At 75.0% G+C, this 13,202-nt stretch carries 14 protein-coding genes and 1 tRNA gene; 3 read left to right on the plus strand and 12 right to left on the minus strand.

Annotation, left to right across the window (positions count from 1 at the left end):
• From ABD158_RS00140 to ABD158_RS00165, 6 genes are all read right to left on the minus strand, one after another.
• On the minus strand, positions 1-201 hold the full coding sequence (locus ABD158_RS00140) for a hypothetical protein (protein WP_344001973.1): 201 nt from the start codon (positions 199-201) through the stop codon (positions 1-3).
• A gap of 9 nt (positions 202-210) precedes the next feature.
• A complete protein-coding gene (locus tag ABD158_RS00145; protein WP_344001976.1) occupies positions 211-1,437 on the minus strand; it encodes an acetate/propionate family kinase in 1,227 nt (408 codons plus the stop codon).
• Positions 1,434-3,623, minus strand: coding sequence for a phosphate acetyltransferase (gene pta, locus ABD158_RS00150; RefSeq protein ID WP_344001979.1), 2,190 nt, complete (start codon positions 3,621-3,623; stop codon positions 1,434-1,436). Before pta ends, ABD158_RS00145 begins: the two co-directional genes overlap by 4 nt.
• Complete coding sequence (locus tag ABD158_RS00155; RefSeq protein ID WP_344001982.1) at positions 3,620-4,561, minus strand: quinone oxidoreductase family protein; 942 nt, start codon at positions 4,559-4,561, stop codon at positions 3,620-3,622. The genes pta and ABD158_RS00155 overlap by 4 nt, the downstream gene beginning before the upstream one ends.
• A 135-nt stretch (positions 4,562-4,696) precedes the next feature.
• Positions 4,697-5,311, minus strand: a complete 615-nt coding sequence (locus tag ABD158_RS00160) for a class I SAM-dependent methyltransferase (protein ID WP_344001985.1) — start codon at positions 5,309-5,311, stop codon at positions 4,697-4,699.
• Positions 5,312-5,407: 96 nt separating this feature from the next.
• Positions 5,408-5,497, minus strand: a tRNA-Ser gene (locus ABD158_RS00165).
• A gap of 95 nt (positions 5,498-5,592) precedes the next feature.
• Here ABD158_RS00165 and ABD158_RS00170 point away from each other — a divergent pair.
• Positions 5,593-7,218 (plus strand): SLC13 family permease, encoded by a 1,626-nt coding sequence (locus ABD158_RS00170; RefSeq protein ID WP_344001987.1) that lies wholly within the window; start codon positions 5,593-5,595, stop codon positions 7,216-7,218.
• On the opposite strand, the gene tadA is transcribed toward ABD158_RS00170, so the two are convergent.
• Positions 7,215-7,676 carry a tRNA adenosine(34) deaminase TadA gene (tadA, locus tag ABD158_RS00175; RefSeq protein WP_344003702.1) on the minus strand — a complete coding sequence of 154 codons (462 nt, stop codon included), beginning with the start codon at positions 7,674-7,676 and terminating at the stop codon, positions 7,215-7,217. The genes ABD158_RS00170 and tadA overlap by 4 nt on opposite strands.
• Before the next feature lie 50 nt (positions 7,677-7,726).
• Between tadA and upp the strand changes: the two genes are divergently transcribed.
• Positions 7,727-8,365, plus strand: a complete 639-nt coding sequence (gene upp / locus ABD158_RS00180) for a uracil phosphoribosyltransferase (protein WP_344001989.1) — start codon at positions 7,727-7,729, stop codon at positions 8,363-8,365.
• A 19-nt stretch (positions 8,366-8,384) separates the two neighbouring features.
• Here the strand turns inward: upp and ABD158_RS00185 are convergent, their stop codons facing one another.
• The 5 genes from ABD158_RS00185 to thpR form a co-directional block, all read right to left on the minus strand.
• Entirely contained in the window at positions 8,385-9,782 is a 1,398-nt protein-coding gene (locus tag ABD158_RS00185; RefSeq protein ID WP_344001992.1) for an NAD(P)(+) transhydrogenase (Re/Si-specific) subunit beta, read from the minus strand.
• Complete coding sequence (locus tag ABD158_RS00190) at positions 9,779-10,117, minus strand: NAD(P) transhydrogenase subunit alpha part 2 (RefSeq protein WP_344001994.1); 339 nt, start codon at positions 10,115-10,117, stop codon at positions 9,779-9,781. Before ABD158_RS00190 ends, ABD158_RS00185 begins: the two co-directional genes overlap by 4 nt.
• Positions 10,114-11,322, minus strand: coding sequence for an NAD(P) transhydrogenase subunit alpha (locus tag ABD158_RS00195; RefSeq protein ID WP_344001997.1), 1,209 nt, complete (start codon positions 11,320-11,322; stop codon positions 10,114-10,116). The genes ABD158_RS00190 and ABD158_RS00195 overlap by 4 nt, the downstream gene beginning before the upstream one ends.
• Before the next feature lie 90 nt (positions 11,323-11,412).
• Positions 11,413-12,105: a pentapeptide repeat-containing protein gene (locus ABD158_RS00200; protein ID WP_344002000.1), complete on the minus strand. Its 693-nt coding sequence runs from the start codon at positions 12,103-12,105 to the stop codon at positions 11,413-11,415.
• 3 nt (positions 12,106-12,108) lie between these two features.
• Positions 12,109-12,678, minus strand: coding sequence for an RNA 2',3'-cyclic phosphodiesterase (gene thpR, locus ABD158_RS00205; RefSeq protein ID WP_344002003.1), 570 nt, complete (start codon positions 12,676-12,678; stop codon positions 12,109-12,111).
• 46 nt (positions 12,679-12,724) lie between these two features.
• On the opposite strand from thpR, the gene ABD158_RS00210 reads away from it, so the two are divergent.
• Positions 12,725-13,192 carry a PPOX class F420-dependent oxidoreductase gene (locus tag ABD158_RS00210; protein ID WP_344002005.1) on the plus strand — a complete coding sequence of 156 codons (468 nt, stop codon included), beginning with the start codon at positions 12,725-12,727 and terminating at the stop codon, positions 13,190-13,192.
• Positions 13,193-13,202 lie beyond the last annotated feature (10 nt).

Raw genomic sequence — 13,202 nt, forward strand, 5'->3', positions numbered from 1 at the left:
TCAGGCGTGGCCGGAGGAGGCGCCGGGGCCCTCGGCCTCGAAGGCGTCGGAGTCGGGCTCGACCGCGTGCTCGGCCTCGGCCTCGTCGATGCGCACGCCCGCGATCGGGTCGCCACCGCTGGTGCCGGCGTCCTCGTGGTCGGTGCCGGTGGCGTCGGTGGGGCCCGCGTCGGCGCGGGGGGTCTCGTCGGGGGTGCTCATGTCCCCAACCTAGGACCCACCCGGGCGCGCCCCCGCGGCCGCGTCCAGCAGGGCCACCGCCTGGCTGGCGATCTCCCACTCCTCGTCGGTCGGCACCACGAGCACCGCGACGGGCGCGCCGTCCGGCGAGATCCGCGCGGCCCACCCCGGACCGGGCCGCTCGGTGACGTTGCGGTGGGCGTCGACCTCGATGCCGAGGTGCGCCAGCCCGTCGAGCGCGCGGGCGCGGACCGCGAGGGAGTTCTCCCCCACCCCGCCGGTCAGCACGACGGCGTCGAGGCCGCCGAGCTGGGCCAGGTAGGCGCCGACGTAGGAGCGGATCCGGTGGCAGTAGACGTCGAGCGCGAGCTCGGCGTCCGCGTCACCGGCCTCGGCGGCGGCCACGACCCCCCGCATGTCGTTGTCGCCCGCGAGGCCGCGGAGCCCCGACGCGGCGTTGAGCTGACGCTCCACCTCGTCGGCGTCGAGGGACAGCTCGCGGCGGACGTGACCGAGGACGGCGGGGTCGAGGTCGCCCGAGCGCGAGCCCATGACGAGACCCTCGAGCGGGGTCAGGCCCATCGAGGTCGCGACCGACCGGCCGCCGTCGACCGCGGTGGCGGAGGCACCGTTGCCCAGGTGCAGGACGATCAGCCGGGTGTCGTCGACCGCGCGCCCGAGGGCCGCCGTCGCCGCCCGCGACACGAACGCGACGGACGTGCCGTGGAAGCCGTAGCGGCGGACGCCCGCCTCGCGCCAGGCGGCGGGCACGGCGTAGGTGTGGGCGGCGGGCGGCAGGGTCTGGTGGAAGGCGGTGTCGAAGACGGCCACGTGGGGCAGGTCGGCGAACGCCCGGCGGGCGGCCTCGAGCCCGACGGCGTTGGCGGGGTTGTGCAGCGGCGCGAGCGGGGCCAGCTCGTGGACGGCGGCGACCAGGTCGTCGTCGACGAGGACGGGCTCGGCGAAGCGCGTGCCGCCGTGGACGACGCGGTGGCCGACGGCCCGCAGGCCGACCCCGGCGAGGTCGGGGCCGTGGGTCGCGAACGCGTCGAGGGCCGCCGCGATCGCCGCCTCGTGGTCGGCGACCGGGACGTCGACCGCGTGGGTCGAGCCGTCGACGCGGTGCTCGACACGGCCGGTGGCCTCGCCGATGCGCTCGACCAGCCCGGAGGCCAGGACGGTGCCGTCGGCGGCGTCGACGACGCGGTACTTCAGCGACGACGAGCCGGTGTTGAGCACCAGCACCGGGGCGCTCATGCGTCCTGCCCCCGGCCCTGCGCCCGGCCCTCCTCCTGCTCCTGGGCCTGGATGGCCGTGATGGCCACGGTGCCGACGATGTCGCGGACGTCGGCGCCGCGGGACAGGTCGTTGACCGGCTTGGCCAGGCCCTGCAGCACGGGGCCGACCGCGACGGCACCGGCCGAGCGCTGCACGGCCTTGTAGGTGTTGTTGCCTGTGTTGAGGTCGGGGAAGACGAGCACGGTGGCGTGGCCCGCGACCGCGGAGTCCGGCAGCTTGGTCGCCGCCACCGCCTGGTCGATCGCCGCGTCGTACTGGATCGGGCCCTCGACCGGCAGGTCGGGCCGCCGCTCGCGCACCAGGCGCGTGGCCTCGGCGACCTTGTCGACGTCGCTGCCCGCGCCGGAGGTGCCGGTCGAGTAGGACAGCATCGCGACCCGCGGCTCGATCCCGAACGCCGCGGCCGTGGCCGCCGACGACACCGCGATGTCGGCGAGCTGGGTCGCGGTCGGGTCGGGGTTGATGGCGCAGTCGCCGTAGACCAGGACGCGGTCGGGCAGGCACATGAAGAACACCGACGACACCGTGGCGACCCCGGGCGGGGTGCGGATCACCTCGAGCGCGGGCCGCACGGTCGACGCCGTGGAGTGGGCGGCGCCCGAGACCATGCCGTCGACCAGGCCCGTCTCGACCATCAGCGTGCCGCAGTAGGACACGTCGACCACGAGCGCGCGGGCGTCGTCGAGGTCGACGCCGCGGTGGGCGCGCCGCTCGGCGTACAGGGACGCGAAGCGCTCGACCAGCTCGGGGTCGCGCGGGTCGACGACCTCCACCCCGGTGAGGTCGACGCCGACCTCGGCGGAGCGGGCGCGGACCTGCCGGGGGTCCCCGAGCAGGACCGGGGTCGCGACGCCCCGGCGCACGACGACCTCCGCGGCGCGCAGCACGCGCTCGTCGTCGCCCTCGGGCAGCACGATGCGCTGCAGCGCGGCGCCGGCCCGGTCGAGGATCTGGTGCTCGAACATCAGGGGGGTCACGGTCGCGCTCGGGGTGAGCGCCAGGCGGTCGAGCAGCGCGTCGGCGTCGACGTGGGCCGCGAAGAGCGCGGTGGCCGTCGCGACCTTGCGGGGCGAGTCGCGGGTGAGGCGGCCCCGCACGTCGTTGAGGACGGAGGTGGTGGCGTGGGTGCCGAGGTCGGTGGCGACGATCGGGGTCGTGGAGCCGAGGCCCTCGAGCAGCCGCCCGACCTGCGGCGGGAGCTCGAGCCCGCCGTTGAGGACGATGCCGGAGGTGCGTGGGAAGCCGTCGGACAGCTGCGCCATCAGCACGCCCAGGACGATCTCGGGGCGGTCGCCCGGGGTGACGACGACGGCACCCTCGAGGAGTCGGTCGAGCACGTGCGGCAGCGTCATCGCCGCGACCACGACACCCGTGACCTCGGTGGCGAGCAGCGCACCGTCGCCGCTGACGAGACGGCCGTCGCAGGCCGCCGCGAGCTCGCCCATCGAGGGTGCGCCCAGCAGGGGCTCGTCCGGGAGGGCGAAGCCGGGTGCGTCGCCGAGCGTGACGGCGGCGCGGGCCGCGGCGAGGGCCTCCTCGCCCCCGACGACGCGGTTGGCCACCACGCCGAGCAGCGTCGCGTGGTGGGCGCGCAGCTCCTCGGCGGTGACGCTCGCGAGCGTGGCGAGCTCGGCGGCGCCGAGCGCGGCCCCGCCCCGACCCGTGCCGCCCAGGGTCAGCAGCACCGGAGCGCCGAGGTTGGCGGCGACCTGGGCGTTGAACGCGAACTCGGCCGGGTTGCCGACGTCGGTGAAGTCGCTGCCGACGACCACGGTGGCGTCGCACTGCGCGGCCACCGCGTGGAACCGCTCGAGGATCCGCTCCATCGCGGCGCCCGGGTCGGCGTGGACCTCCTCGTAGGCCACGCCCGCGCACTCGTCGTACGACAGCGCGACGGCGTCGTGGGCGACGAGCAGGTCGAGCACGTAGTCGCGCCCGCCCGACCCGTCGGTGTCGGAGCCGGCGCGCACGACGGGCCGGAACACGCCGACACGCTCGACGCGACGCGAGAGCGCCTCCACCAGTCCGAGCGCGACGGTGGACTTGCCGGTCCAGCCCGTCGGCGCCGCGACGTAGACGGCGCTGGCGGGGCCGGCGCCCGCGGGACCGGCCCCGGGGCCGGCGCTCACGGGATCGGCGGTCACGGGACCAGGGCGATCTTGCCGCCCGGGTGCTGGCTCGCGAGGAACTCCGCGGCCTCGACGGCCTGCGTGAGCGGGTAGGTGCGGGCCATCGGCACCTCGAGGCGGCCCTCGCGGGCGAGCCGCACCAGCTCGACGCGGACGCCGTCGCGGTAGGCCTGGCTCGCGGGCATCCGGCCGGCGATCGCGCGGATCCCCTCGGCCTCGGCGCGCTCGAACGCGGCGATGGTGACGACGCGGTCCTTCGCGACGAGCGCGAGCGAGACGTCGAGGGCCTCGTCGGTGCCGACGCAGTCCAGGCCGGCGACGACCGCCCCGCCCGGGAGGTCGGCAGCCGCGTCGCGGACCCGCTGCTCGAGCCCCTCGCCGTACGTCACGGGGACGCCGCCGTAGCGACGCACCACCTCGTGGTTGACCTCGCTCGCGGTGCCGACCACGCGGACGCCCATGACGGCGGCCTGCTGGAGCACGCTGACGCCGACCGCCCCGGAGGCGCCGTGCACCAGGACGGTCTCGCCGGACCTGGCGCCCGTGACGTGGAGCATCTCGGCGGCGGTGCTGCCGGCGAGGAGGAGGTTGGCCGCCTGCTCGACGGGGATCTCGTCGGGGCGGTGCAGGACGTCCGCCGCGGGGACGGTCAGCTCGGTCGCCCAGCCGCCGGAGACGCGGAAGGCCAGCACCTCGTCGCCGACCGCGACCGCGCCGGTCACGATCTCGGTGTCCGGCCCGACGGCCGTGACGGTCCCGGCGACCTCGTAGCCGACCGGGCGGGGGAAGTCCGCCGGATCGCCACCGGCGACGTGCTTGTAGTCGGCCGGGTTCATGCCGGCTGCGGCCACCCGGATCGTGACCTCCCCGGTCCGCGGCACACGCGGGTCGTGGTCGGTCAGCTCGAAGACGCTCAGGTCTCCCGGTCGGGTCGCGATCCAGTGCTGGGCCATGCGAGGACAACCCTCCGCCGCACGGGCCTGTTCCGGACCGGCGCCTCGAGTCGGCCCGGTTGCGCACCGCCTCAGGGTCGAGTCGGCCCGGTTGCGCACCGCCTCGGGGTCGAGTCGGCCCGGTTGCGCACCGCCTCAGGGTCGAGTCGGCCCCGGTGCGCGCGTCGCGGTGACGGCGTACACCGGGTCGCCGCGGTAGCGGCCGGCCGGCGTACGCCGCTCGACCCGCGCCGGCGCGAAGCCCCCGGCGGCGGCCAGGTGGTCGGCGACCATCGCGCACCGGCCGGCGTCGTCGGTGGCCAGCCACGCGTGCACGGCCTTGGTCGGGAAGCACCGGTTCGAGAACGTGACGACCACGGGCGCCCCGGGTCGCAGCACCCGGGCGACCTCGGCCAGGACCGCCACCGGGTCGACGAGGTAGTCGATCGACACGCAGCAGAGCACCGCGTCGTACGACGCGTCGGCGAACGGCAGCGCCGGGTCGGCGTTGAGGTCGTGCACGACCCGCTCGTCGGCCATCGGGTTGGCGGCGAGCTCCTCGGCGTTGAGGCCCAGCACCGTGAGCCGCGCCGGTCTCCGGCGCAGGTGCGAGACCCACGACGACATCAGGTCCAGCACGTCCCCGTCGACGCCCAGCTCGTCGTACAGGTCGGAGACCGCCGCGATCGCGGCGTCGTCGAGGTGGGTGACGAAGCGCGGGACGCGGTAGAAGTCCGCGTCCGGGCCCGTGTCGTCACGGCTGAGGCGCATGGTCCGAGCGTGCCACGGCACGGCACGGGCGGGCGGACGTGGATCGTGGTGGATCGCTGCTCCTGAGGAGCACCGATCCACCACGATCCGTCCGACTGGCGGTGGCGGAGGGATTTGAACCCTCGGTGGGATCGCTCCCACAAACGCTTTCGAGGCGTTCTCCTTAGGCCGCTCGGACACGCCACCGCCGGTGAGGCTACCGGAGCGTGGGGACGGGCGCCCAACCGAGGTCGCCGCGCGGGGCGCTGTGTCGCGGGCCACACAGATGGTTCACTGCTCCGGTGACGGATCTCGGAGACACGCCCCCGCCCGGTCCCTCCCGCGGCCGCACGGACGTCGACCAGGCCTTCCTGGGCTCGGCGACGTACCGCAGCCTCGGGGAGCAGCAGCTCTCGCCACGGGAGGAGGCGTTCGAGAAGGCCCGTCGCACGGTCGGGCTCTTCCTGGCCCCCGCGGTGTCGGTCGTGTTCTGGTTCCTGCCGCTGTCGATGGACGACACGCAGCAGGGGCTGGCCGCGATCCTCCTGGGCGTGATCGTCCTGTGGATCACCGAGCCCGTCCCGATCCCGGTCGGCGGGTTCATCGGCATCGCCGCCATCGTCGTGCTCGGCGTCGCGCCGGCCGAGGACACGCTCGCGCCGTTCGGCTCCTCCACCGTCTTCACCTTCATCGGCGCCTTCATCCTCGCGCAGGCGATGCTCAAGCACGGCCTGGCGAAGCGGTTCGCGATGTTCGTGCTCAACCTGCCGGGCGTGGGGCGCTCGACGTTCCGGGTGATCATCGCCTTCGGGGCGATCACCGCCCTGCTCTCGGCGTTCGTGTCCAACACCGCCACCGTCGCCATGCTGCTGCCCACGGCGATCGGCATCCTCACCGTCATCGCCAAGCTCATGCAGTCCAAGGGGATCGTCGAGGACGACTTCGACCCGCTGCGCCTGCGCGTCGGCGTCGCGCTGATGCTCATGCTGGCGTACGGCGCGTCCGTCGGCGGCCTGCTGACCCCGGTCGGCTCCCCGCCCAACCTGATCGGTCGCGGCCTGATCGAGGAGGCCACCGGCGAGGCGATCAGCTTCCTCGACTGGATGCTGATGGCGCTGCCGATCTGCGCGCTGATGTTCGTCGCGCTGGCGATCATCCTGCTGCTCCTCAACAGGCCGGAGATCCGCGAGCTCGAGGGCGTCGAGGAGTACGTCCGCGAGGAGAAGGCCAAGCTGGGGAAGCTGACCGTCGCGGAGCGCAACACCCTCGTCGCCTTCGGGATCACCGTGACGCTGTGGATCTTCCCCGGCATCATCGCGCTGCTCTACACCACCGACTCCGCGATCTACGAGACGGTGAGCGGCCGGCTCAACGAGGGCGTCGTCGCCGTGCTGGGCGCCTCGCTGCTGTTCGTGCTGCCCACGAGCTGGAAGGACCGGGAGTACACGCTGCGCTGGTCCGACGCCGCCAAGATCGACTGGGGCACCGTCGTGCTGTTCGGCACCGGCATCATCTTCGGCTCCCTGCTGGAGTCGACCGGCCTCGCGCTCACCATCGGCGAGGGCTCCTTCGACCTGCTCGGGCTGACCAACGTCTTCGCCATCACGATCTTCGCCGCGATCCTGGCGATCGTGATCTCGGAGACCACCTCCAACACGGCCGCGGCCGCGGTGGTCGTCCCGATCATCATCCCGATCGCCCTGGCCGCCGACGTCAACCCGTTCGTGCCGGCGCTGGCGGCGACGTTCGCCGCGTCGTTCGGCTTCATGCTGCCGGTCTCGACGCCGCAGAACGCGATCGTCTACGGCTCCGGCGTCGTGCCGATCACGAAGATGATCCGCTCGGGCTTCTCCTTCGACATCATCGGCGCGATCCTCATCGTCCTGCTGCTGCCGGTGATGGTGGGCCTGCTCGGGCTGGGCGGCTAGACCGGCCCGGCCCGGTGGCCGTCGGGGTCGCGCCGGGTCGCGAAGAAGGCGTCGAGCACGCCGGCGCAGGTCTCGGCGAGCACGCCGGGGACGACCTCGGGTCGGTGGTTCAGGCGCCGGTCCCGCACCACGTCCCACAGGCTGCCGGCCGCGCCGGCGCGGTCGTCCCAGGCGCCGAGGACGACCCGGTCCACGCGGGCGAGGACGGCGGCGCCGGCACACATGGTGCAGGGCTCGAGCGTGACCACGAGCGTGCAGCCGGTCAGCCGCCACTCGCCGCGGGCGACGGCGGCCGCGCGCAGCGCGAGCACCTCGGCGTGGGCGGTGGGGTCGCCGTCCGCCTCGCGGCGGTTGTGGCCCCGGCCGACGACGGCGCCGGCGTCGTCGAGCACGACGGCGCCCACCGGCACGTCACCGGCCCGCCCGGCGAGGGCGGCCTCGGCGAGCGCCTCGCGCATCGCGTCTTCCCACACGGGGGCCAGTCTCGCGGACCACTACGCTGCGGGTCATGCGGACCCACGTCGTCGACCACCCGCTCGTCGCCCACAAGCTGACCACGCTGCGCGACGTACGCACGGACTCGCCGACCTTCCGGCGCCTCGCCGACGAGCTGGTGACGCTGCTGGCCTACGAGGCCACGCGCGACGTGCGGGTGCAGACCGTGCAGATCACCACCCCGGTCTCCCCCACGACCGGCGTCCGCCTCGCCGAGAAGCCGCTCGTCGTCCCCATCCTGCGGGCCGGCCTCGGGATGCTCGACGGGATGGTGCGGCTGCTGCCGACCGCGGAGGTCGGCTTCCTCGGGATGGTCCGCAACGAGGAGACCCTCGAGGCCGCGACGTACGCCGAGCGGCTGCCCGACGACCTGTCGGGACGCCAGTGCTACGTGCTCGACCCCATGCTCGCCACCGGCGGCACCCTCGCCGCGGCCATCCGCTTCCTCGTCGACCGCGGCGCCGACCACATCACCGCGATCTGCCTGCTCGCCGCACCCGAGGGCTGCGAGCGGCTCGAGCGCGACCTCGAGGGCGTCGACGTGCCGGTCACCGTCGTCACGGCCGCCATGGACGAGCGCCTCAACGAGGTCGGCTACATCGTCCCGGGCCTCGGTGACGCCGGCGACCGCCTGTACGGCGTGGCCCAGTAGGTCCGCGCGGCGCCCCGGCTCAGAGCGCCTTGACCCCCGCGAGCACGTCGGTGAGCGACTCGCGCGCGTCGCCGAAGAGCAGCATCGTGCCGGGCTGGTGCAGCAGCTCGTTCTCGATGCCGGCGAAGCCCGGGCGCATCGACCGCTTGAGGAACACCGTCTGACGCGCCTTGTCGGCGTCGAGGATCGGCATGCCGTAGATCGGTGACGCCTTCTCGGTGCGCGCCGCCGGGTTGACGACGTCGTTGGCGCCGACGACGAGGACCACGTCGGTGCGGGGGAACTCGCCGTTGATCCGGTCCATCTCGACCAGCTGCTCGTAGGGCACCTGCGCCTCGGCGAGCAGCACGTTCATGTGGCCGGGCATCCGGCCGGCGACCGGGTGGATGGCGTAGTCGACGCGCACCCCCCGCTCGTGGAGCACGTCGACCAGCTCGCGCAGGGTGTGCTGGGCCTGCGCGACGGCCAGCCCGTAGCCGGGGACCACGATCACGCGGTCGGCGTAGGCGAGCGTGATGGCGACGTCGTCGGCCGTGCCGGAGCGCACCGGACGGTCCGAGAGCGCCGTCGACCCGGCCGTGGAGCCGCCCCGCAGCGCGCCGAACAGGATCCCGGTGACCGGGCGACCCATCGCGCGGGCCATGAGCAGCGTCAGGAAGGTGCCGGAGGCGCCGACCAGCGTGCCGGCGACGAGCAGGACGGTGTTGCCGAGCAGCCAGCCGCCGCCCGCGACGGTCAGGCCGGTGAAGGCGTTGAGCAGGGAGATCACGATCGGCACGTCCGCCCCGCCGACGGGCAGCACGAGCAGGACGCCGAGCACGAGCCCGAGCAGGCCGAGCGCGAAGCCGAGCCACAGCGACTCCCCGCCGACGCTCAGCCAGACCGCCCCCGCCAGCGCGAGGACCACCACGACCACGGCGGCGACCGGCAGCCCCGGGAACACGACCGGGCGGGAGGTCATCAGCTCCTGCAGCTTGGCGAACGTGACCACCGACCCCGCGAAGGAGACGGCGCCGACAACGACCGTGAACGCCGTGATCGCCCAGGTGTCCCAGCCCAGGACGTCGCCGACCGGGAGGTAGGCGTGGAGCTCGACGAGCGCCACCAGCGCGGCGGCCCCGCCGCCGACGCCGTTGAACAGGGCCACCATCTGCGGCATCTGCGTCATGCGCACGACGCGGGCGCCGTACACGCCCAGACCGGCGCCGACCGCGATCGCGACCAGCATCAGGACGACGTGGTCGAGGTCGAGGTAGAGGAACGGCAGCGCGCAGGCGACGACCGCGGCGGCCGCACCGACGAGGTTGCCGGCGCGGGCGGTGCGCGGTCCCGAGAGGCCCTTGAGGGCCAGGATGAAGCCGACGGCGCAGAGCAGGTAGACCAGCTGCGCCCAGGTGGGGGTGGCGTCGAGGGTCACTGCTGCCCCCGCGGGGCGCTCGGGCCGGCCGGGGCGCCCCGGCCGGTCGGGCCGCCGGGGCCCGGTCGGCGCCGGGCGAACATCTGCAGCATCCGGTCGGTCACGACGAAGCCGCCGACCATGTTGACCGTCGCCAGCACGATCGCGACCAGGCCGAGCGCCACGAGGGCGGGCTCGCTCGTCGAGCCGGTGACGAGGACGGCGCCGAGCAGGATCACGCCGTGGATGGCGTTGGCCCCCGACATCAGCGGGGTGTGCAGCGTCGAGGAGACCTTGGAGATCACCTCGACCCCGACGAAGACGCTCAGCACGAGGATGGTCAGGAGCTCGATCACAGGGAACCGCCTTGGAGGGTGGCGCGGGTCGCCTCGTGGACGACCACGCCGCGGTGCACGACGCAGGAGGTGGCGACGATCTCGTCGTCGAAGTCGGGGGCGAAGCGCAGCGGCCCGCGCGTCGGCGCCGGCACCTCGACGACCCCGGCGCCCGGCTCGGGGGGCTCGTCGGGCCCGGGGTCGGTCTCCGGCTCGTGGGTGGTCATCAGGGTGACCAGCGCGAGGAGGTTCTGGGAGTACAGCCGGGAGGCGGGCTCGGGCATCTGGGCCGGGACGTTCTCGCCGCCCCAGACCTGCGCCTCGCCGATGCGCAGCACCCGGCCGGGCTCGGAGCCCTCGACGTTGCCGCCGGACTCCGCGGCGAGGTCGACGACGACCGAGCCGGGACCCATCTGCTCGACCATCGCGCGGGTGACCAGCAGCGGCGCGGGTCGGCCGGGCACGGCCGCGGTGGTGACCAGGGCGTCCGCCGCCGCGACGTACGGCGCGAGCAGCTCGCGCTGGCGCTCCGCGGTCTCGGCGTCGGCCGCGCGGGCGTAGCCGCCCTCGCCGGAGAGGTCCTCGAGGTCGAGCGTCACGGCCTCGGCGCCCATCGACGCGATCTCCTCGGCCGCGGCCGGGCGCACGTCGTACGCCTTGACCACGGCGCCGAGGCGCCGGCAGGTCGCGATCGCCTGGAGGCCGGCGACGCCGGCACCGAGGACGAGCACCTGGGCGGGCGGCACCGTGCCGGCGGCGGTCATGTTGAGTGGGAAGAACCGTCGCAGCAGGCCGGCGGCGACGATCGCGCTGCGGTAGCCGGCCACGAGGGCCTGCGACGACAGGGCGTCCATCGCCTGGGCCCGCGAGATCCGGGGCAGCAGCTCGACGGCCCAGGCGTCGACGCCGTGGTCGCGCAGCTCGGCGACGGTGTCGGTGGCCCCGACCGGCAGGAACGACACCAGCGCCGCCCCGCGCGGGATCCGGCGGACGGTGGCGGGCGCCGGCGGCTGCACGGCGAGCACCAGCTCGGCCGCCTCGAGCGCCTCCCCGGAGAGCGTCGCGCCCGCCGCGGCGTAGGCCTCGTCGGCGAAGCCGGCCGCCTCGCCGGCTCCGGGCTCGACAAGCACGTCGGCGCCGAGCGCGACCAGCCGCTCGGCGACCTCGGGCACGACGGCGACCCGTGTCTCCCCCCGGCGCGTCTCGCGCGCCACCCCGATCCTCACGCCCGTGTCCTCACGGTGCTGAACCTAGCCGCGATCACCGACGGCGGCGGGCGTCCCACGCGGCGCGGACCCCGGGGCGGGGCCGGCCGCTCAGTCGACGAGCAGCCCGGCCTCGCGGGCGAGCGCGGGCGCGAGGTCGAGGAGCTGGGCGTGGGTGACCGTGGCCCCGCGCAGCCCCGCGGGGGTGTCGACGGCGTCGAGGCGGGCGCCGCGCAGGTCGACGTCGACCAGGCCGGCGGCGCGCACGTCGAGGGTGCCGATCGTGCAGCCGTCGAGGGAGACCCGGGCCAGGCGCGCGTCGGCGAGGTCGAGCTCGCCGATCGTGCAGTCCTCCAGCACCAGGTCGGCGACCTCCGCGCCACGCAGGTTCAGGTAGTCGACCTTGCTCCCCGCGACGCGCAGCGAGGTGACCTTCGCGCCGTGCAGGCCGAGGGCGCCGACCCGGGAGCCGAGGACCTCGCTGTCACGCCAGGTCGACCCGGGCGCGAGGAGGTCGGGGGCGTCCAGCCGGTCCAGGCGCACGTCGAGGAGCCGGCAGCCCTCCCAGCGGGCACCGTCGGCGCGGAGGTCGACGAGCTCCGACTCCTGCCAGGTGACGCCGTCCAGGCGCCGCCCCGACAGGTCGGCGCCGACGACCCGGGCGCCGTCGAGGCCCGCGTCCCAGTCGACGTCGGCCGGGTCGCGCCCCTCGAGGCCGCCGAGCGACGGCGGCGTCGGTCGGGGGCGGCGGGGACCACGGCCCGCGGCGGCGGACCGGGCGTCGGCGGGTCGGGCGGGCGCCACGGCTCAGTCCTCGACGCGCAGCGGCAGGGAGGCGAGGACCTCGTGGCGCGGGCGCCCGCGGGGACCCTCGCCGAGGTGGGACGCGACGACCTCGACCTCGTCGGCGAGCCAGTCGGGCCCGGCGTACGCGTCGAGGAGGCGGACCCACGACGTCGCCTGCGCCGGGCGCGCGGAGCGGGCCACGGTGAGGTGGGGACGGAACGCCTGCCCGTCGACGCGTACGCCGGCCCGGGTGGCGGCCTGCCGCGTCACGGCGCTGAGGTCGGTGAGGTCGCCCGCGTCGCCGGCCAGGTCGGCCCACAGCACCTTCGCGCCGTCGGGGTGCGGGAACGCCCCGCCGCCGGCGACCGCGAGGGCGGGCGCCGCGCGGTGGGCGACGGCGTCGCCGACGCGCTCGACCAGCTCCTCCACGCGCCACTCGTCGACGTCGTCGGCGAAGGCGAGGGTCACGTGCCACTGCTCGCTCGCCGCCCAGCGCCAGCCCTCGGGCAGGGCGTCGCGGCGCGGCTCGAGGAACTCCTCGAGGTCGGCGACGGCCTCCTCGTCGGGGCGGACGGCCACGAAGATCCTCACGCCCGGTGACGGTAGCCGCCCTTGCCCGCTCGATATCGTGGCGGCCATGGCACGCAAGCTGGCGACGAGCGACGAGGTCGACCGCGACGGGATGCTGGAGTTCGTCCGGCCCCGTCACCACATGGTCCTGATCACGAGCCGCAAGGACGGCGCCCCCCAGTCCTCCCCCGTCACCGGCGGGGTCGACGACGAGGGCCGCATCGTGATCGCGACGTACCCGCAGCGGGCGAAGACCGCCAACGCCCGGCGCAACGAGAAGGCCAGCGTGCTGGTGCTCTCCGACGAGTTCGACGCCGCCTGGATCCAGGTCGACGGCGACGTCGAGGTGCTGGACGTCCCGGAGGCGATCGAGCCGCTGGTCGACTACTTCCGCGCCATCGCGGGCGAGCACAGCGACTGGGACGAGTACCGCCAGGCCATGCGCGACCAGGGCAAGTCGCTGATCCGCGTCACCCCGACCCGCTGGTCGCCCGTCGCCACCGGCGGCTTCCCGCCGGAGCTCGCCGACGACTGAGCGCCGAGTC

It is taken from the genome of Nocardioides lentus (assembly GCF_039529515.1).
Taxonomy (GTDB): Bacteria; Actinomycetota; Actinomycetes; order Propionibacteriales; family Nocardioidaceae; genus Nocardioides; species Nocardioides lentus.

What these genes read in the sequence shown, in the direction of transcription:
- ABD158_RS00140 (WP_344001973.1), bottom strand. Translation starts at nt 201, where the DNA reads ATGAGCACCCCCGACGAGACCCCCCGCGCCGACGCGGGCCCCACCGAC.
- ABD158_RS00145 (WP_344001976.1), bottom strand. Translation starts at nt 1,437, where the DNA reads ATGAGCGCCCCGGTGCTGGTGCTCAACACCGGCTCGTCGTCGCTGAAG.
- ABD158_RS00155 (WP_344001982.1), bottom strand. Translation starts at nt 4,561, where the DNA reads ATGGCCCAGCACTGGATCGCGACCCGACCGGGAGACCTGAGCGTCTTC.
- ABD158_RS00160 (WP_344001985.1), bottom strand. Translation starts at nt 5,311, where the DNA reads ATGCGCCTCAGCCGTGACGACACGGGCCCGGACGCGGACTTCTACCGC.
- tadA (WP_344003702.1), bottom strand. Translation starts at nt 7,676, where the DNA reads ATGCGCGAGGCGCTCGCCGAGGCCGCCCTCGCCGGGCGGGCCGGTGAC.
- upp (WP_344001989.1), top strand. Translation starts at nt 7,727, where the DNA reads ATGCGGACCCACGTCGTCGACCACCCGCTCGTCGCCCACAAGCTGACC.
- ABD158_RS00210 (WP_344002005.1), top strand. Translation starts at nt 12,725, where the DNA reads ATGGCACGCAAGCTGGCGACGAGCGACGAGGTCGACCGCGACGGGATG.